We start from the raw sequence: 18,897 nt of genomic DNA on the forward strand, positions 1-18,897 counted from the left end.
CTTCATAACTTCAAAGTTAAAGTTTCTTTGATACTAAGTTTTTAAATAAGTCTTTTGTTTGTTCTGATATTTGCTCTAAATCTAATTCAGATAGAGGTTCTAAATAACGGCCTCCTCTAGGATGTTGATAGAGATCTTTCAGCTTTTCCTTCCATTGCCTGTCGTCCCAACTATCAATAACATTGAGTACTGCTTCTGTTGCAACAGTGGGATCATATACTATGAAGTCTTGCCAATTGACGTGAACAGACTGTACCCAGATAGCAGGAGATTTCAACTCTTCTCTCTCTCGTATCAATTCAAGCCATTCTTCTATAGTACTCTCTTCAAATAACATCTTAGCGCTAGGTTCTAGTTGCACAAGCTTTAGTTCTACAACACCTGCACCATTAATATCACGAAATTGTTGCAACGACTTTTCACATGCTTGTAAAATTTCATTAGCATGAATAAGACCATCACAATTAACTTCAAATTCATCGTAAACAATCACTGATGTCGGTATAAAATCCAGGTTTGTGCGATGCTGGTCCATCTCTACATCATAAAACCCTTTTATACCCCGCTCTTTACGATGCCGGCTTTGAATATTACCTGAATAAACTATCGGTGGATGTTCATTTATTATTTGACGTAAGTGAATATGCCCTAGTGCCCAATAATCATATTGTTTCGAAAGTAAAGCTTCTTTTGTAAACGGTGCATAGACATCATGTGTTGTATTTCCCATTAAGCTTCCATGGAGCATACCAATATGAAATGCCTCCTTATTTGTAGCAACTGGATATGTATTTATCATAGGCTCCGTCACATGCCGATCAGGATAACTAAAGCCATATATATGAACTGCAGTTTCGCGAATTTGCAAGTTCACTTGCTTTGTTTGCTTTGGTAGTACATGGACATTTGGAGGCAATTCGAAGCGTGTCCATTTCCCATTCAGGTGATCGTGATTTCCATAACTCAAAATGACTGGTATATTCTTGTCAAAAAGTTGTTCCATACCTTTTTGGAAATGAGCTTGTGCACGTAAACTACGATCTTCTCCATCATATATATCGCCAACAATGACAATAAAATCAGGCCGTTCTCTTACAGCATATTGGATGAATCGATCAAATGCTGCAAATGTGCTATTACGAAGTTCCTGTAAACGCTCCTTTGGGAGTGCTGACATCCCTTTAAATGGGCTATCTAGATGTAAATCAGCAGTATGAAAAAATCGAATTGTAGACATGATTTCCTCCTTCAATAGATACGAATATTTGTTCTTATTTTATCACAAAATTCCGGTAATTTATAGCAAAAGCTCTACAAAAGCTCTGGCATAGCTGATAGACTACTATTAAAATCCCTTTACTGATTTGTATGTTTTTTCTGACTTTTCTAGTATAATGAATACACATTCATAAAAAAAGGTGATGAATATGAAAACGTATCGATTTACAGCGTTCGAAAAATCAGGTAAAACACTTTTTGACGAAGCTTGGGAATTTGCTGATGATGTAACTGCCAAAACTAAAGGGCAACAACAAGTTGAAGAAAAAGGGTTGGCTGATCAAACACATCGCTTAGTAAACTCTGCTGGCAAATTAATATTGTTCCATTCATAATGAAAATGCCTTTCACAAAAGTTACATTGTGAAAGGCATTTTTTTACTGTCCGTTGAAAACCGGTGTACGTTTCTGTACGAATGCTTGAATACCCTCTAAATGATCCACCGTTTTACGCATTTTTGATTGCGCAGCGGCTTCCATTTTGAGCACATTCGATAGCTCTGCACACTTTTGTGTATGCAAGATTTCCTTTGAAGCAATCATCGCAGCTACTGGTGATTGTAACAATTTTTGCGCTAATAAATCCGCCTGTTCAGAAGCTTTCCCTTCAGGCACTACTTCATCTACCAAGCCTAGTTTTTTTGCTTCAGGACCCGGCAATACGTCACCTGACCAAATCATCTGTTTTGCAAGCGGTGTGCCTAAACGCTCCTTCATGAAGAAATGGCCTGCACCATCTGGTATAAGACCGATTCCAATGAAATTCATCGCCAGTTTACTAGTTTCTTCAGCAATGATAATGTCACTAGCTAGTGTTAAACTAAAGCCTAAACCTGCTGATGCCCCGTGAACTGCTGCAATTGTTATCATTGGTAACATATATATGGCCTTAACAAAGCGTGTAATATCAACCATTACTTCGTCAATATCCATCGGGCTGTCCTCATTCAACATCGCTTTAATATCCCCACCAGCTGAAAATACTTTCCCTTCCCCTTTAATAATGAGCACTTGTATATCCCCATCATCATTTAACGCTTCAAAGCATTCAGCTAATTCTCTCATCATCACTTCATTCATAGAATTCATCGCAGTTGGCCTGTTCAAAGTCAACGTAGCCAATCTACCATTCTTCTCTAATTTTAATGTTTCAAATGTCATTAAAAACACCCCTTTGTTTAAAAATGAACAGTTATTCATATATTAATATTCTCTATTTTCTCCAGAATACCTTTATTTTTCGAAAGATTATTATTTTTTATATCTTTCAAAACTCCACGTCCTACCTGCCTACCGCTAAATAAACATCCTCCTAAAAAAGTTCCTTCTAATGCTCTATAGCCATGCACGCCTCCGCCACCGAAACCAGCAACTTCCCCAGCGGCATACAGCCCTTCAATCGGATTCATCGATTCATCTAACACTCGGCCATCTAAATCTGTCTGTAAACCGCCTAATGTTTTTCGTGTTAGAATATTTAGTCGAACAGCTATTAACGGCCCCTTACTAGCATCTAATAGTTTATGTGGTTTAGCCACACGAATGACTTTATCCCCTATATAATTTCTAGCTCCGTGAATTGCTTTTGCTTGCAAATCCATCGTAAATTTCTTATTTATCTCGTCATCTCGTTCTTTTATTTGTTCTTCAATATGTTCAATATGAATTAGTTCATTTCCTGCAATTTTGTTCATACCATTCACTAATTCTCTTAAATTATTAGCCACCACAAAATCTGCTCCATTTTCCATAAATGCTTTAACAGGTTTTGTCGGCCCAGGTAAAATACGTTGAAGCACTTTCCTAACATTTTTCTCAGTTAAATCCGGATTTTGTTCTGATCCTGACAACGCAAATTCTTTTTCAATAATTTTCTCCGTCAATATAAACCAAGAATAATCATAGCCAGTTTTTTGAATAGCCTCCAACGTACCAAGGGTATCAAAACCTGGAAAATTAGGAGCTTTAAAACGATTTCCTTCAGCATCTAACCAAAGTGAAGACGGTCCAGGTAAAATGCGAATACCATGATTTTGCCAAACGGGATTCCAATTTTGAATTCCTTCTGTATAATGCCACATTCTATCTTTGTTAACTATGCGACCTCCTACACGTTCAGAAATATCTAGCATTCGCCCATCTACATGTGCAGGCACTCCAGAAATCATTCGTTCTGGAGCCTCCCCTAAACTTTGTGGCCAATTTTTGCGTACCAACTCGATATTAGCCCCAATTCCACCACTTGTGACAATAATGGCCTTCGCTTTATATTCAAAATTGCCTATTGAATCGCGTGCACTTTCTTCTCCACGTTTAGCACTACTAGGCACTAAAATCTTCCCCTTTACTCCAGTTACAGCATTAGTGGAAGTTATCAATTCATCTACTTGATGACGTGGTTTATAGTCTACGAGCCCAGCTTTAATAGCGGCCCTTAATTTTTCTTCAAATGGCTTCACTAATCCGGGGCCAGTTCCCCATGTTATATGAAAGCGAGGAACTGAGTTACCTTGACGTTCTGCCCACCCTACAACAGGAAAGAATCTAATACCTAAACTTTGCAACCATTCGCGTTTCTCCCTTGATGCAAAATCAACATACGCTTTTGCCCATTTTATAGCCCAGTAATCTTGGTCTTTCTCTCTGTCAAACTTTGCAAAGCCTAGCCAATCTCTCCAAGCTAAATCTTTTGAATCCTTTACACCAAGACGCCTTTGTTCTGGTGAATCAACAAGAAATAATCCACCAAAAGACCACCAAGCTTGTCCGCCAAGAGAAGCTTCTGGCTCTTGATCAAGTAATAATACTTTCTTTCCCTGATCCGATAATTCCGCTGTAGCTACGAGTCCAGCCAGTCCTGCTCCTATGACTATCACGTCATAATCCATAACTCTCACCCTCCTTACTATTAAAGTGAATAACGTTTCATTATATTTCTTCACCTAATGTTTAAACACCTCTATTTACAATAAATGTAGCTTAGAAATTAGAATTTTTTTAAAATATGAGTTATGAATATCTAAATTTTAAGTAGCCACTCAAGAAAATAAGTCTTTATTCTTCAGTAATAATTCATGTAAACCATTAGGATAAATTATCTTTTCCCCCTTAAAGATATCTATTTTTAATTTTCATTTTGCGTATGTAATTTAATTTCTCTAAACACCTTTAAACCTTTCTTTTTGATATTGTGCTACATTTTTAATTTTCACTAAGAAAATCTGAATTACCTATATTCCGAACGATTGACTGTTTTAACAATAAAATTTCAAACTAAAGTTTACTATTTTCGAACGATAATTTGAAAAGACATGTCTTTTCATGAAAACGCTTCACTTTATTACACTAATATCATAAATCTTCTAGAATATGCATTCTATATAGACTTATTAAAAAATGTCTTAGCCATATTAAAATGCAATCCACATTAAAACCAGTTCCAAAAACACAAATTCCAACTTTTTAGTGTCCTCTCCTATAATACGAACTATTTTTATATAAAAAGATTAATTGATTCGGTTTTAAGTTAATTTACACCTCATTTAAACCTAATTTATATTAATTTTCCAAAACAATGTTGACATTACCCGAATATAGCATTAATATTGATTTAAATTTAAAACACAGAAAAAATATGATGACGGAGACATGCTTCCCGATTTTGAAATCTTTAGAGAGCTAATGGTTGGTGAAAATTAGCGGTTTCAGCGGCAGGTTCCACTCCCGAATAGATAGGTTGAACATTCCAAAGTATGCCTATACGAATCATGCACGTTACGCATATAGCAAAGACTGTCCTTTTAGAGTGGACAGTAATCCAAGGGTGGTACCGCGTCTGTTAATTTAGCCTTTCGCCCCTTACATAATCTTATGTAAGGGACGGAAGGCTTTTTATATTTTCAAATACTTTAATTGTTTTTCAAATAAGAGAGGAGATTTAACATGTTACAAGATTATCAATTATTAAGAATTCCAGGTCCAACTCCAATTCCACCAAGCGTAGAACGCGCTATGGCACAACCTATGATTGGTCACCGAGGTTCAGAAACATCTAAAATGATCCAAAACATTAAACCGGGCTTGAAAAAAGCATTCGGTACAGAACAAGATGTTCTTATGATTACAGGTAGCGGTACATCCGGTTTAGAAGCTGCAATCGTTAATGTTGTAAAACCTGGTGATAAAGTGTTAGTTGTAGCAACAGGTGTATTCGGCCAACGTTTCACAAAAATTTGCCAAGCATATCAAATTGACGTTGAAGAATTTGCAGTTGAATGGGGTACATCGTTAAATCCGACAGCGGTAAAAAATTACTTAAAAGAACACCAAGATATTACTGCTGTATTCTCTACTTATTGCGAAACATCAACAGGTGTTATCAATCCAGTTGGCGAATTAGCAAAAGCAGTTCATGAAGTATCTGAAGCACTTGTAATTGTTGATGGTGTATCTTGCATGGGCGGCATTGAAACAAAAATGGACGAATGGGGTATCGATGTTCTAGTAACCGGTTCACAAAAAGCCTTTATGCTTCCTGCAGGTCTAAACTTTATCGGTGTAAGTGATCGTGCTTGGAAAGTCATCGAAGATAACCCTAAAAAAGGATTCTACTTAGATTTAACAAAATACCGCGATAACTTGGAAAAAGATACAACACCATTCACACCAGCTTTATCTTTACTATTTGGGCTTGAACAAGTACTTAAAAATCTGGAAGCTGAAGGATTTGAAGAAGTATATAAACGTCATGCATTAATGCGTGATATGACACGTGCAGCATTTAAAGCACTAGATATTCCACTATTTACAACAGATAATGATGCTTCACCAACAGTTACGGCTGTTAAACCAGCTGATTTTGATGCTGAAGCATTCCGTAAAGTACTAAAAACTGATTTCAACCTATCTGTAGCAGGTGGTCAACAACACTTAAAAGGACAAATCTTCCGTGTTGGTCATATGGGCTACTGCGCTCCAACTGATGTGCTACAAACATTGGCAGCAATCGAAATTGCACTTGTTAAAATTGGTAAAGAGATTGAGCTTGGAAAAGGTTTAGCAGCAGCACAAAAAGTTTATCTTGAAGGAGCGAACAACTAATTATGGCTATTAACATTTTGATCAGTGATCCACTAAGCGAAGATGGTATTTACCCTCTTCGCCAAGAAAAAAAATTAGATTTAAATATAGTTATTGAAACTGGCTTAACTCCAGATGAATTAAAGACTAAAATTAAAGATTTTGATGTTTTATTAGTTCGTAGCCAAACAAAGGTTACTCGTGACATCATTGAGGCTGCTGATAATTTAAAATTAATCGGCCGCGCTGGTGTTGGTGTAGATAACATCGATTTAGATGCTGCTACTGAAAAAGGGATTATCGTAGTAAATGCACCAGATGGTAATACTAATTCTGCTGCTGAACATACAACTGCAATGATTATGGCTCTTGCTCGTCATATTCCACATGCACATATGTCATTACAAGAAGGACGCTGGGATCGTAAAAAATTCGTCGGTGTTGAATTAAAAAATAAAACATTAGGTGTTATCGGTTTCGGGCGTATCGGACAAGAAGTGGCACACCGTGCAAAAGGTAATCGCATGGACGTTATTGCTTACGATCCATTCTTAACTGCTGAAAAAGCTGAAAAACTAGGCGTAGACTTCGGTTCAGTTGAAGATGTTGTTAAAGTAGCTGACTTTATCACAGTCCATACACCTCTATTAAAAGAAACAAAACATATGATCAACAAAGAAATCTTTGCATTAATGAAAGACGGCGTTCGTATCATCAACTGTGCTCGTGGTGGCATTATTGATGAAGAAGCACTCTATAATGCTATCGTTGAAGGTAAAGTCGCTGGTGCTGCTCTTGACGTAATGGAGGAAGAACCATTTGTAGGAAACCGCCTATTAGAATTACCTCAAGTCATTGCAACACCACACTTAGGTGCCTCTACTATTGAAGCACAAGAATCAGTTGCTGTTGATGTAAGTCATGATATCCTAAGCTACTTCAACATTGGTACTGTTCGAAATCCAGTGAACATGCCATCTATTCCTAAAGACATTATCGCGAAAATCGAACCTTTCTTCGACCTTGGTGAAAAATTAGGTGCTTTCGTGTCTCGCCTATCAGATGCGGCAGTTGAAGAAATCAATCTATACTTCGCTGGTGAGTTAGCTAACTTCGACGTTCGTCCATTAACAAACAATACTGTAAAAGGATTATTAAAACGAAATTTAGGCAACCACGTAAATAACGTAAATGCACGTTACTTAGCTGAACGTAACACAATTAAAATTAACGAACATAAAACTACTACAGCAAAAGGTTTCTTAAACTCAATTGCTGTTGAATTAGTTACCGCTACTGAAACACATAAAGTAACAGGAACTCTATTAAACGGTCTTGGTGCTCGTATCGTTAAAGTAGATGACTATGTAATTGATGTTGTACCAGACGGCCACTTACTATTTATCAAACATACTGATAAACCAGGTGCAATCGGCCGTGTCGGAACACTATTAGCAGAAAAAGACATCAACATCGCAACAATGCAAGTTGGTCGGTCAAACCAAGGCGGAGATGCCATCATGATGTTATCAGTAGATAACCACATCGAAAACGTCGACTTCCTAAAAGTACAAGACAACATCTTTGATGCAAAAACTATTGATTTATAATAAATGCTGAACACGCCCGTTTAGCTACGACAGGCACTGGAGGGCTCGAACACAAGACGCTTTTTGTCTTGTGTCGAGAGACCGAAGTGACCCAAGTAGCTGGCGTGTGAAGCTGGATATTCTTAAATGCTGAAGCGGCCCGCTTAAAGGAAGATAGCCTAAGTTCGCCACGTCCTGTGGCAACGACTATCTGACCAACATCCTGTTGGCCCCCGACAAGCACTGGATAAAGGATCACTTCAGCTTTTGACCGAGAGACTTCAATTCACATGTATCTAAAAAACAACCCGATCCTTTAAAGGATCGGGTTGTTTTAACTCGTGTATTTAAATGAAGCTTCAAAAAAAGCCGTCTAATAAAAAATATAGACAGCTTTTCGAAGCATTAGATTGTTTTAAGTAGAGGTATTAATTCACGTAATGATTTAATCTCATAGGTTGGTGTAACATCTTTTATTGGTGCTTTTTCTTCACGATTAATCCAAGCTGAACGCATATTAACACGCGATGACCCTAAAATGTCGGTCATCAAATTATCGCCAACCATAATAGCTTCTTCCGCTTGAATTTCAGCAACTTTTAAGACATGTTCGAAAATAGAAGCATCCGGTTTACCACGACCAAAATCACCAGAAATAACGATATGATCAAAGTAAGGAGCGATTTCAGGTGTAATTTCCAATTTTGTATGCTGTAAACTTGGTGAACCATTTGTTAATAATATTAATTTAAAGTTCCCTTTTAATGTATCCAGTACTTCAAATGTTTCTTCATAAACAAAAGGACATTGCTTACGCGCCTCGATAAAATAATCCCCTAGTTCTGATCCAAGTTCCTCATTATCTATCCCTAATTTAGCTAAACCTACTGTCCAAGAATCTTTACGATAAGATGGAACTACTTTTTTTAATTGTTGAAATTCATCTGTTGGATCATCAAATGTCCCCCAAAGACCTTCAAATGGGTTAATGCCAATCATTTGTGTATATTCATATGTAGGGTACGATGCATAGAAATTGCGTGCTGCTTCTCGCACAGTTTCTTCAAGGTCAAAAGGATTTACTGTCACCTGCTCAGCTGCCTTTTTACAAGTAAGTTCAAATGCAGTCGCAATACTTTTCTTATCCCAAAGTAAAGTATCATCTAAGTCAAATATTACCGTTCGAATGGTCAAAATAATCGTCTCCCTCATCACAATAAAAGTTTATGTATTATCATTATCCTAGCATATTTCAAGCTACATATAATAAGAATTATTCAAAATAAGTCGACACTGCCCTTCCAATAATACAAAAAGATCATTAGCTTGATATTCTTTGCTAATGACCTACTATAAAGGGTTTCAATTTTCTTCACCAATATCATCCAATGCATCTGGATAAATTATTTCGTTAAATATTTTACCATTCTTGGCGTCTTTCATTTTGACAGTAACCTTCAAATCTTCCTCGGCTGTTCCGTCAAATACTTGATAGAACATACCTGCAATACCTAAAGAGAATACCGCAAAACTATCGAAGCTATTTTCAAACTCTTTTTTATCTACGGTTATTATAAACTCAGAGAAATTACTGTTATTGCTAATCTTAAGAACAGAAGGTATTTCCGAATCATCTTCAATTTCTTTTACATTTGAAGCTGTACTCTCCTTCATTTCCTTAATCAGAGTATCGTGCTGCTCACGTGACATAATGTAGGTCACAGAACCATCACTGTTCTTTCCAACTTTTATATATCTCTTTTTTTCCTTGGCATCTGCAATAATTGCATCTATATCTTCACCTTCATAAAATGAAGCTGGGACTTTTATTTCGATATTCATTAAGTCTCGATTTACTGCAACGTCACTTTTATCTTGCTGTTTATTCTCTGCTATCTCACCAGATGAGCAGCCTGAAATCACTAATGTGCTAGCGATTATTCCGCCTGCTAGTAAAACTTTGAAATCCATAACTCCCTACCTTCCGAACATATATTTCTCAACAATTGTAACATATTACAGGTAGGCATTTTAGGTTAATTATATTAATTTTGATAGTATTCGCTTACTTAAGGGCATTTTATCTCAAATAAGAAAAATTCTAATACAGTTTTGTTCTGAGTAAAATGCGATACAAACTTGAAAAATTACTCAACTAATTTCTGTCAAACAGCGTTCAATCTTTCTTTCGATAAAAGCATACTTTTTATCCGTAGAAGCTATATAATAGAAGCTTTTTAAAAACATCTTGCAGTTCGCTTGTAGAATAACAAACTTCTTAGTAGATCCTTTCTCTTTTTGTTTAGCTAAAAAAGGCGGAATCCGCTCGAAAAGTCCTTTTGCTATATCAATAGATAATCCATTTTCAAGCATCGTAAGTATCGGCATGATTACTCGCTCATCCTCATTTGAAAGATACACTGTTTTCGAAGTAAAAATCTTATTCACTAACGATTGAAAGATTTCATCATAATCGGCTACTTTTAACTTTGGGTTCTTTACTAGTTCATCCACTGCATACGCAGTATTTGCAACACTATGAGCCCACCCCTTATTTGTAACATAACCCCTAATATCTTCTTCCAAATCTAAATATGCAACTAACTTGTCCTTCACTTTTCCGATCATTTCTTCTGTCAAAAATGGATGGTGTAAATCTTGATTTAATAGTAAAGCAATTAATAATGCTGTGTACGAGCGTTTAAAGACGCTATCCACGCCATTTTCACCAATTTCATCAAATAAATAAATGTCACTAAGAGCAGTATTTAGCATATCTATCATTAATTCTTCAGATAAATGCCCGTTATGAATTAGTTTCCAAAATACTTGATAAATTAATTCATCACGAAGTTCAACATCTGTTGACCCGATATGCTCCATCATCGAAAACACATAACGATGTTCAGCTACTTCTGCCCAACTCTTCTGACCACTTTGCAACTCTAATAGTAGACTCTTTACTTCTTTCTCATTCATAGCTACACCACCTTTAGTGATAATTCTCTTAAACTAACATATTCACTTATGAGGTTATTCATGATTAATCTTCCAAATCATTGTATTTGTATTAGAAAACATTGGTTATATCCTCATCAAGCTAGAGAACTAAAACTTTTTACAGAAAAAGCTCTTAAGCATTGCCAAGTGGCAGTTGCTTAAGAGCTTTTTAAAATTATTATTTTTCCATACAATTACACATCAATTTCCACGCCACTATTTTGTTGCTTAGCCTTTTTATATACTCCCTTTGCTACGGCTAAATCATAGTAAGCAGCACCTACTGATTTAAAAATAGTTATCTCATGATTGTTTTCTCGCCCCTTTTTATCATGAGTAACAAGTCTACCAAGTTCACAATATGTTTCATCAAATGACCATACCCCATTTTCAGCCGCATGAATAAATTCACCCGCTTCACCTTTTACACCATCCAAATCATCCACTACAATTTTACTGGCTTTCAAAATCGAAGTTTCATCAATTTCTCGCATATGAGGTAAATATGATCCAATTCCATTAATATGTACGCCAGGCTTAAGGTCTTCACCATTTAAAACTGCTTCATTTGATCTGGTAGCACAACAAATAATATCAGCTTGTTTCACAGCATCTGCCACAACTTCTACAGTTTCAAAAGGAATTGTAATACCAAATGCCTGTAACTTTTCACCGAATTGATGTGCTTTTGATATAGTTTTATTGACAAGTAATATTTTCGATATAGACCTTACAGCTATTACTCCAAGCACTTGCTCAAATGCCATCCCACCCGTTCCGATTACAGTTAACACAGTGGCATCTTTTTTTGCTAGATAGTCCGTAGCAATACCACTTAAAGCTCCCGTTCTCAATCGTGTTAAATAAGAGGCATTCATCATAGCGATATGTGAACCATTTTCTGCATCTGTTAGCAAAATAACTCCTTGAGTCGTTGGCATCCCTTTAGTAGGGTTTTGCGGAAAAATAGTTACCACTTTCACTGCCGCTACTTCACTTATCAGATCGGCACTTGGCATATATAATGCCGAAGCATCCCGATCGGGAAATTCAATAACGGTACGATGCGGACTAGCAATTTTATTTCCTTCCTTTGCTTTTAATACAGATGCTACATCTTCAATAGCATCTTTCATACTGTAACTTTTCATAATTTGTTTTTCGTTTAATATCAACATCTTAATACCCTCCGAAAGTGAGCCGTATCATTACGGCTCTATAGTTCCTAATGGAATTTTCTTCGAATCTTCTTGCAAACCCCTTTGAATTTCATCATCTAAATTCTCTCTACTACGATCTTTCACTGCCCAAATAGCTAATAGAGAAATAATTGCTGTAATAATAATATATAATGCAACAGGCACATAAGAGTTATTAAAATTAACTAGTAAAGCAGTTGCAACTAACGGAGCCGTTCCTCCAGCTACAGCTGCACCAATTTGATAGCCTAAAGTAATACCTGTATAACGAACTTTTGCATCAAAAATTTCTGAGAACATTGTTCCTAGAACTGCTGTAATAGGTGCCCAAATAACACCTAACCCTACGATTGTTGCAATTACAAGTAAAGCTACAGATTGTTGCTGTAACATCCAAAAATAAGGAAAGGCATATAGCATCATACCAACAGTGCCTGCTATATATAGTTTTTTTCGACCATATTTATCCGATAAACTCCCCATAATAGGAATTAATATAGTCGTAATAACTGTTGCTACCATTACTGAATTTAAAACAGCTGTTCTTGAAAATCCTAAATTTGAAGTTGCATATGATACAACGAATGTACCAAAAATGTAAAATGGGGCTGTTTCAACAACCTTTGCACCAATAGCAATTAATACTTCTCGCCAATAATTTTTCAGTGTTTCTACAATTGGTAGTTTTGGTATATCACCTGATTCTTTTACCTTTTTAAATGAAGGCGTTTCATCAATACCTTTACGTACCCATAATCCAAATAACACCAAAACTGCACTTATTAAAAATGGTACACGCCAACCCCAAGTCATGAATGAGCCTTCAGGAAGTAACGACATAAGAGATAAAGCAATTGTTCCTAATACCATCCCAATTGTTACACCCATTTGCGGAATTGCACCGTATAAGCCTCTTTTCTCTTTAGGTGCATACTCGACAGCAAGTAATAATGCGCCTCCCCATTCTCCACCAATACCTAAACCTTGTACTAATCGAAGTGTAATCAATAGTATTGGAGCCCAAATGCCAATTGCTTGATAAGTAGGTAATAACCCCATCCCAAAGGTTGCAGCACCCATCAAACTTAGCGTTATGACTAATGTTTTTTTACGCCCGATCCTATCCCCGATATGACTAAATATTACTCCACCGAACGGTCTAATAAAAAATGCTAAAGCAAATGATGCATAAGATAGCAACAATCCTATAGTCGGGTCCTCATTAACAAAAAACACCTGATTAAAAACTAAAGCGGCAACTGTTCCGTATAAAAAGTAATCAAACCATTCAATAGAACTACCTACCAAACTAGCAATCCAAATCTTTCTCATCTGTTTTGCATCCATACATTTTCCCCCTTGCAAAATTGAAGTGTCACTTTAATTTTATATTCATCTTAATTTTCTGTCAATATTGTGAATTTTTATTTTTATAAAGATTTTATTTTGTATTTTGTATATTATGGACTAATAAACAACTTAAAGGAGCTTTGCATAATGTCACTTGATTTTCTTGGAGCTACATTAAAAAAGATACGTAAAGAAAGAAAATATACTTTAAAAGAGCTTGCTTCTCAAATAGGGGTATCGATTAGCTTTTTATCACAAGTTGAAAGAGGAAAATCGAATGTAACATTGGAATCTTTGAAAAAAATTTCAGACGCTTTAGGAGTAAATCCAAGCATTTTTTTCGAAGCTAACGATGAATTGTTAGCTGAAGAACATAGACAATTCCATTATTCAGACCTATCAAATAGTACAGTTGGTGCATCTTATCTTCCAATGCTAGTGACGATAAATCCTGGGGAAAATGAAGGTAATGCTTTTTCACACGATGGACATGAGTTTATTTTCATTGTAGAAGGTGAATTGACAGTTAGTATTGAAGGTCAAGAGTTTGTTTTAAAGCAAAATGAATCTACAATGTTTGATGCAAGAAAAAATCACTATTGGTATAACTATCATAATCAAGTAGTAAAATTCTTACTTGTTTCATCTAGATAAAAAACCACGCTATGCATATTGAACATAACGTGGTAGTTAAAACGACAAATAATCCTCTTAGGACAATCATTAGAAGTATTGCAACCTATAATTTTTTAATAATCTGTTGTAATGTTTCATACGCTCTCTTTTTCAGATGAAATGCTGCATTTTGAATTGATTCTTGCTGTGTAATTGATTCATTTACTACGCTTGCGATTGCCGAGAAATGTTCAGATAGTGATACATGACTATCATCGTCTACATACCCCGAAATTAAGGCTACTGGGATTTGTAATTCTTTTGCCGCATTTGCGACGCCGATGGGTGCTTTCCCTGAAAGTGTTTGAAAATCTGATTTGCCCTCCCCAGTTATAATCAAAGATGCCCCTAGAATTTGACCATGAAAATCAATTGCTTTCATAACGACTTCTATCCCTGGTTTTAATACTACTGGAAAAAATGCTAAAAATGCTCCACCTAGTCCGCCTGCAGCACCTGCACCAGGTTCCTGGTGCAATGCAACACCTGTGATAGCTTCGATTTTATTTGCTAAAATCGTTAAATTATCATCAATTCGTTGCACCATTTCTGGTGTTACTCCTTTTTGTGGACCAAAAATAGTAGTCGCCCCATTCGTCCCAACAAATGGATTATCAACGTCACACGCAATAATAAACTCCGATACTTTTATGCGTTCATCGAAAAACGAATCATCAATTTGATGAAGCGTACTAAGTGCTTCTGCACCAAGTTCTAATTCTTTTCCGTCAATATTTAAAAACCTCATACCAAGTGCATTGAGCATACCAGTACCTCCATCGTTCGTAGCACTTCCCCCAATACCTATGATAAATTTACGGAACCCAGCATCTAATGCATGACGGATTAACTGTCCTGTTCCATAAGTTGAAGCGATAAGTGGATTTCTTTCGTCATTCGTCAAAAGCGTTAAACCAGACGCCTTTGCCATTTCAATGACACAAGTCTCTCCATTACCTAAAATGCCGTAATCAGCTTCAACAAGTCGACCTATTGGATCTTGTACCTTTACACTAATAATTTGGCCATTTGTAACTTCCAGTAGTGGCTCTAGTGTCCCCTCACCCCCATCTGCTACAGGTAATAGTACAGTTTCAATTTCTGGATTTATTTCATGAATAGCAGCTACCATTGCTTTTGCGGCTTCGGTAGCTGTAAGTGAACCTTTAAAAGAATCAGGACTAACAACGATTTTCACAACAATCCCCCTAAAATAAAGCGCTTACAATTATTATAGTGATAAATTCAGTATTTTACATTATACTTAACGTATAAATTCCCTGTATTATAACAACTAGTTTTTATACACTTCGGAGGAAAATTATGATATCAAAACAGTTAGCGAACCAAATAGTAGAACAGACCATGCTACGTTTGCACCGCAATATAAACGTTGTACATACGAATGGACGAATTTTGGCTTCAGGAGATAGATTACGTGTAGAAAGTATACACGGAGGGGCTAGAATTGTTGCAGAAACAGAAAAAACACTCGTTATTACTGAGGAAAATAATCATCTTTTTCAAAATGCAAAACCTGGTATAAACTTGCCCATCTTCTTTCAAAATGAGCTTGTAGGTGTAATTGGCATTACTGGTAATCCAGTCGATATTGCAGAATGGGCACCGCTCGTTCAATTAACTACTGAAATGATGGTTCACCAAGCGCTTATAGCATCCCAAACTGAATGGAAACGTAAGTTGCGTGAAACGATTTTCGAAGATTTGATGACTCAACAGCCGTTACAAAAAGCTATGAATGATCGTTTATCTAAAATTGGCTTCTTTCATGCACCACCCTTTTATGCGATAACATTGGATGCCGATCCTAAATTAACAGCATACCAATCTTTTGTTGAACATATGGAAGATTTTTTCATTCATGAGTCTGTCATCTTTGGCAAATATCAAGTAAATGAGCATTTCATTTTAGTATCTGGTATGGATGCTAAAGCGATTGTAAATAAATTAACGATATTGTTAACTCAAGTAAAAAAATATTTCAATGTCAAAATTGGCATAGGTCTACCAGTTCAAACATTAGAAAAAGCATTTAACTCTTATGAAATGGCGAAAAACGCCATTGAGTATGGTGACAGAAAAAAAACGATAAATTTTTTTGATGAAGTTGAAGTTTTTTCCTTACTAAAAAAAAGTGACTCTCAGGAAGCTTTGCTATTCACGAACCGTACACTAAAGGGTTTAAATAATAAACTTATACATACGTTGGTTGTCTATTTTTCAAATAATCAACAGCTTACAATTTGCTCTGAAGAACTAGGTATTCACCGACATACACTGACATATCGCTTGAATCAAATACATGAATTGACCGGTTATAATCCTGCCATATTCCAAGAGGCAATCATTCTTCAAATTGCCCTTTGGTTAAGAAACAAATAAAAACAGGTGAACATCTCTTTGGGTAGAGATGCTCACCTGTTTTTTATATTAATTCGGTTTCTTCTTTATAAAGTTCATCAAGAATTTCTAGCTTTTTATCAATAGCATCTTCAAATGTCATAATATATGCTGCTGGATCTTTAGGGTTATGAAATTGAGTAATCTTGCCTGTTTCTGCGTTAACGAATTTACTTGAGGCTCCACAACCAAGTCCTATAATCGTTTGAACTTCTTCCATAATCACGATGTTATATATACTCTCTTCACCTTTTTTAGAATATCCTACGTTTTCTAGATTCCCTAAAATATTTTTTTGGCGATATAAGTAATACGGCTCGTAGTTATTATCTGCAGTCCATTCATGTGCACGATGCATCATTTTCTCAGCCGTTTCACGGTCTGCAACTTTATATTTCTGTTTGTTATGCGTCATTTCTGAAGCACGTTTAAATGATAACGTATGCACAGTTAGTGATTCCGGTTGCATTTTTTCTGTTTCAGCTAATGAGTTCTCAAACTCTTCGAGACCTTCATTTGGTAAACCGATAATTAAATCCATATTAATATTATTCATTCCCATATTACGAGAAAGCCAAAACTTATCAATAGTCTCCTGGACTGTATGGTGACGTCCAATCGCCTTTAATGTTTCATCTGTATAGGATTGTGGATTAACACTAATACGGTCAATTCCCCATTTTTTCAAGACTTCTAATTTAGCAGGAGTAATTGTATCTGGGCGTCCAGCCTCCACAGTGACTTCTCGAATCGATTCAGCATGTGGAAATGATTCATACATCGTTTGATATAATGCATCCATTTCATCTGCTTCTATGGAAGTTGGTGTTCCTCCACCCCAATAAATAGAAGTAATTTTCATATCACGTTTCTTTAACCATTTACCCATCTCACGAATTTCAATATGAAGACCATCTAAAAACGACTCTACTCGTCCATTTTTACGATGGATAGCATACGCGGGGAATGTACAGTAAGCACATTTTGTAGGACAAAATGGAATTCCAATATAAATACTCACTTCATTACCTATTGTATCTAAATCTGGAATGGTCGTGAGCTGACGATCTACGATTTTTTTCATTAGGGTTATTTTTTCATCTGATAGTCTAAATTCTTCTTTTAGCTTAGTATGAATTTCTAAATCAGTTAATCCACTTTTTCTAAATTTATGATACAGCTTTGTAGGACGTATACCCGTTAAGATACCCCATTTCTGGTGAATACCCGTCAGTTTTTCAAGTGTGTCTAAAAGCACATGAGATAATGCTCTCTTCAAACGAATATTTTGTTCCTTTTCATTTGCTTCATTAGTATACTCTTGAACAAATTTACTCTTATACGTTTTACCATCTGAATGTAATTCAGCGGTTGTTGTTACTGTATGATCGGCGTCTATATGCCATTCAAAATAAACATTTAAATCTGTATCTTTTTCCGTTTTCGAAACTTTCGAATCCTCAAAAAACAAATTTGTAATATGATTGAAGACTCGCACCCAATCCTGAGGGTAATCTCCATTAATTCCAAGGACTTTCATATCATCTATTCACTTCTTTCGTATTTACTTCCATATAAAATAGAAAAACTTTATACCATTCTTACTACAATGTTAAAGGAGCGAGTAAATGTCTTTTTTCTCAAGAAAGTCAAAGCCTATAAATACATCTTTAGAAATATTAGTTTCTCAAGAACTTAATAACATTGTTATATCTAATTCTCTCAACCGGTCCATTTATATACAGATGGATATGATCCAGCTAACTAAAAACGACTTAGCTACTTTGCGCATTATGAAACCTACTCTAGTCAAAAACATTGAATCCATTGTAGCAAAGTTTTATGAAAATCTCGAAAAAGAAAATTCATTAGGTAAAATTATTAATCAAAACAGTTCGATTAATAGTTTAAGAACTGCTTTGAATGGACATATTTCGGAAATGTTCAATGGACACATTGATGAAGAATTTATGAAGAAACGTTATACAATCGCTTTTGTCCATGCAAAAATCGGGCTTGAGCCTAAGTGGTATATGAGTGCTTTTCAAGATTTACTCAATGGCTTTTTCTCAATTGTACAACAGACTCATTTTAATCATGAGGAACAACTTAAAATCATTAATTTTGAACAACTAATTGTATTAGAAGCCCATGAAAAGCACCATCAAGAAGCGCTTTAAAAAATGACTTCACAAAAACTACAGGATCTTGTTGATGAATCTTGTACTCAAGTTTTAGCAACAGATTAATCCTTCGAGAAAATTGTTGGACTTATGAATATAAAATTTCTGAATAATTAATTATTT

The 18,897-nt window shown here is 35.8% G+C and carries 16 protein-coding genes and 1 other annotated feature; of the genes, 6 read left to right on the top strand and 10 right to left on the bottom strand.

Going from position 1 to position 18,897, the window contains the following annotated elements:
- Positions 1–16: 16 nt before the first annotated feature.
- Positions 17–1,237, bottom strand: coding sequence for a metallophosphoesterase family protein (locus tag AMD00_RS19815; RefSeq protein ID WP_053418752.1), 1,221 nt, complete (start codon positions 1,235–1,237; stop codon positions 17–19).
- Between the two features lie 190 nt (positions 1,238–1,427).
- On the opposite strand from AMD00_RS19815, the gene AMD00_RS19820 reads away from it, so the two are divergent.
- A complete protein-coding gene (locus AMD00_RS19820) occupies positions 1,428–1,613 on the top strand; it encodes a YhzD family protein (RefSeq protein ID WP_053418753.1) in 186 nt (61 codons plus the stop codon).
- A gap of 43 nt (positions 1,614–1,656) precedes the next feature.
- Here AMD00_RS19820 and AMD00_RS19825 read toward each other — a convergent pair whose 3' ends face one another.
- Together AMD00_RS19825 and AMD00_RS19830 are read right to left on the bottom strand one after the other, a co-directional pair.
- Positions 1,657–2,439, bottom strand: coding sequence for an enoyl-CoA hydratase (locus AMD00_RS19825; protein WP_053418754.1), 783 nt, complete (start codon positions 2,437–2,439; stop codon positions 1,657–1,659).
- A gap of 35 nt (positions 2,440–2,474) precedes the next feature.
- Positions 2,475–4,166, bottom strand: a complete 1,692-nt coding sequence (locus AMD00_RS19830) for an FAD-binding dehydrogenase (protein WP_053418755.1) — start codon at positions 4,164–4,166, stop codon at positions 2,475–2,477.
- Between the two features lie 740 nt (positions 4,167–4,906).
- Positions 4,907–5,140 (top strand) — a binding site (T-box leader).
- An 80-nt stretch (positions 5,141–5,220) separates the two neighbouring features.
- Here AMD00_RS19830 and AMD00_RS19835 point away from each other — a divergent pair.
- Positions 5,221–6,378, top strand: a complete 1,158-nt coding sequence (locus AMD00_RS19835) for a pyridoxal-phosphate-dependent aminotransferase family protein (RefSeq protein WP_053418756.1) — start codon at positions 5,221–5,223, stop codon at positions 6,376–6,378.
- A 2-nt stretch (positions 6,379–6,380) separates the two neighbouring features.
- The gene (gene serA, locus AMD00_RS19840) at positions 6,381–7,967 is read left to right on the top strand and encodes a phosphoglycerate dehydrogenase (RefSeq protein WP_053418757.1); all 1,587 of its coding nucleotides are present in this window, start codon (positions 6,381–6,383) and stop codon (positions 7,965–7,967) included.
- Between the two features lie 384 nt (positions 7,968–8,351).
- Here the strand turns inward: serA and AMD00_RS19850 are convergent, their stop codons facing one another.
- The 5 genes from AMD00_RS19850 to AMD00_RS19870 form a co-directional block, all read right to left on the bottom strand.
- The gene (locus AMD00_RS19850; RefSeq protein ID WP_053418759.1) at positions 8,352–9,140 is read right to left on the bottom strand and encodes an HAD family hydrolase; all 789 of its coding nucleotides are present in this window, start codon (positions 9,138–9,140) and stop codon (positions 8,352–8,354) included.
- A gap of 168 nt (positions 9,141–9,308) precedes the next feature.
- A complete protein-coding gene (locus AMD00_RS19855) occupies positions 9,309–9,917 on the bottom strand; it encodes a hypothetical protein (RefSeq protein WP_053418760.1) in 609 nt (202 codons plus the stop codon).
- A gap of 180 nt (positions 9,918–10,097) precedes the next feature.
- Complete coding sequence (locus tag AMD00_RS19860) at positions 10,098–10,925, bottom strand: DUF2785 domain-containing protein (RefSeq protein WP_053418761.1); 828 nt, start codon at positions 10,923–10,925, stop codon at positions 10,098–10,100.
- A 215-nt stretch (positions 10,926–11,140) separates the two neighbouring features.
- Positions 11,141–12,124, bottom strand: coding sequence for an ornithine cyclodeaminase family protein (locus tag AMD00_RS19865; protein WP_053418762.1), 984 nt, complete (start codon positions 12,122–12,124; stop codon positions 11,141–11,143).
- 30 nt (positions 12,125–12,154) lie between these two features.
- Entirely contained in the window at positions 12,155–13,492 is a 1,338-nt protein-coding gene (locus AMD00_RS19870; protein ID WP_053418763.1) for an MFS transporter, read from the bottom strand.
- A gap of 150 nt (positions 13,493–13,642) precedes the next feature.
- On the opposite strand from AMD00_RS19870, the gene AMD00_RS19875 reads away from it, so the two are divergent.
- Positions 13,643–14,149 carry a helix-turn-helix domain-containing protein gene (locus AMD00_RS19875; protein ID WP_053418764.1) on the top strand — a complete coding sequence of 169 codons (507 nt, stop codon included), beginning with the start codon at positions 13,643–13,645 and terminating at the stop codon, positions 14,147–14,149.
- An 85-nt stretch (positions 14,150–14,234) separates the two neighbouring features.
- Here the strand turns inward: AMD00_RS19875 and AMD00_RS19880 are convergent, their stop codons facing one another.
- A complete protein-coding gene (locus AMD00_RS19880) occupies positions 14,235–15,368 on the bottom strand; it encodes a glycerate kinase (protein ID WP_053418765.1) in 1,134 nt (377 codons plus the stop codon).
- A 125-nt stretch (positions 15,369–15,493) separates the two neighbouring features.
- On the opposite strand from AMD00_RS19880, the gene AMD00_RS19885 reads away from it, so the two are divergent.
- Positions 15,494–16,573, top strand: a complete 1,080-nt coding sequence (locus AMD00_RS19885) for a CdaR family transcriptional regulator (protein ID WP_053418766.1) — start codon at positions 15,494–15,496, stop codon at positions 16,571–16,573.
- Between the two features lie 43 nt (positions 16,574–16,616).
- Here AMD00_RS19885 and AMD00_RS19890 read toward each other — a convergent pair whose 3' ends face one another.
- On the bottom strand, positions 16,617–18,131 hold the full coding sequence (locus tag AMD00_RS19890; RefSeq protein WP_053418767.1) for a coproporphyrinogen III oxidase: 1,515 nt from the start codon (positions 18,129–18,131) through the stop codon (positions 16,617–16,619).
- 88 nt (positions 18,132–18,219) lie between these two features.
- On the opposite strand from AMD00_RS19890, the gene AMD00_RS19895 reads away from it, so the two are divergent.
- Positions 18,220–18,771 (top strand): protoglobin domain-containing protein, encoded by a 552-nt coding sequence (locus AMD00_RS19895; protein WP_053418768.1) that lies wholly within the window; start codon positions 18,220–18,222, stop codon positions 18,769–18,771.
- The last annotated feature ends 126 nt before the right edge of the window (positions 18,772–18,897 follow it).

This window comes from Viridibacillus arvi, assembly GCF_001274945.1.
Taxonomy (GTDB): domain Bacteria; phylum Bacillota; class Bacilli; order Bacillales_A; family Planococcaceae; genus Viridibacillus; species Viridibacillus arvi.

Excerpts from the sequence above, each read along its gene's own strand:
- AMD00_RS19825 (WP_053418754.1), bottom strand. The coding sequence starts at position 2,439 with ATGACATTTGAAACATTAAAATTAGAGAAGAATGGTAGATTGGCTACG.
- AMD00_RS19835 (WP_053418756.1), top strand. The coding sequence starts at position 5,221 with ATGTTACAAGATTATCAATTATTAAGAATTCCAGGTCCAACTCCAATT.
- AMD00_RS19895 (WP_053418768.1), top strand. The coding sequence starts at position 18,220 with ATGTCTTTTTTCTCAAGAAAGTCAAAGCCTATAAATACATCTTTAGAA.
- AMD00_RS19855 (WP_053418760.1), bottom strand. The coding sequence starts at position 9,917 with ATGGATTTCAAAGTTTTACTAGCAGGCGGAATAATCGCTAGCACATTA.
- AMD00_RS19885 (WP_053418766.1), top strand. The coding sequence starts at position 15,494 with ATGATATCAAAACAGTTAGCGAACCAAATAGTAGAACAGACCATGCTA.
- AMD00_RS19820 (WP_053418753.1), top strand. The coding sequence starts at position 1,428 with ATGAAAACGTATCGATTTACAGCGTTCGAAAAATCAGGTAAAACACTT.
- AMD00_RS19830 (WP_053418755.1), bottom strand. The coding sequence starts at position 4,166 with ATGGATTATGACGTGATAGTCATAGGAGCAGGACTGGCTGGACTCGTA.
- serA (WP_053418757.1), top strand. The coding sequence starts at position 6,381 with ATGGCTATTAACATTTTGATCAGTGATCCACTAAGCGAAGATGGTATT.
- AMD00_RS19875 (WP_053418764.1), top strand. The coding sequence starts at position 13,643 with ATGTCACTTGATTTTCTTGGAGCTACATTAAAAAAGATACGTAAAGAA.
- AMD00_RS19815 (WP_053418752.1), bottom strand. The coding sequence starts at position 1,237 with ATGTCTACAATTCGATTTTTTCATACTGCTGATTTACATCTAGATAGC.
- AMD00_RS19870 (WP_053418763.1), bottom strand. The coding sequence starts at position 13,492 with ATGGATGCAAAACAGATGAGAAAGATTTGGATTGCTAGTTTGGTAGGT.
- AMD00_RS19860 (WP_053418761.1), bottom strand. The coding sequence starts at position 10,925 with ATGAATGAGAAAGAAGTAAAGAGTCTACTATTAGAGTTGCAAAGTGGT.
- AMD00_RS19890 (WP_053418767.1), bottom strand. The coding sequence starts at position 18,131 with ATGAAAGTCCTTGGAATTAATGGAGATTACCCTCAGGATTGGGTGCGA.
- AMD00_RS19865 (WP_053418762.1), bottom strand. The coding sequence starts at position 12,124 with ATGTTGATATTAAACGAAAAACAAATTATGAAAAGTTACAGTATGAAA.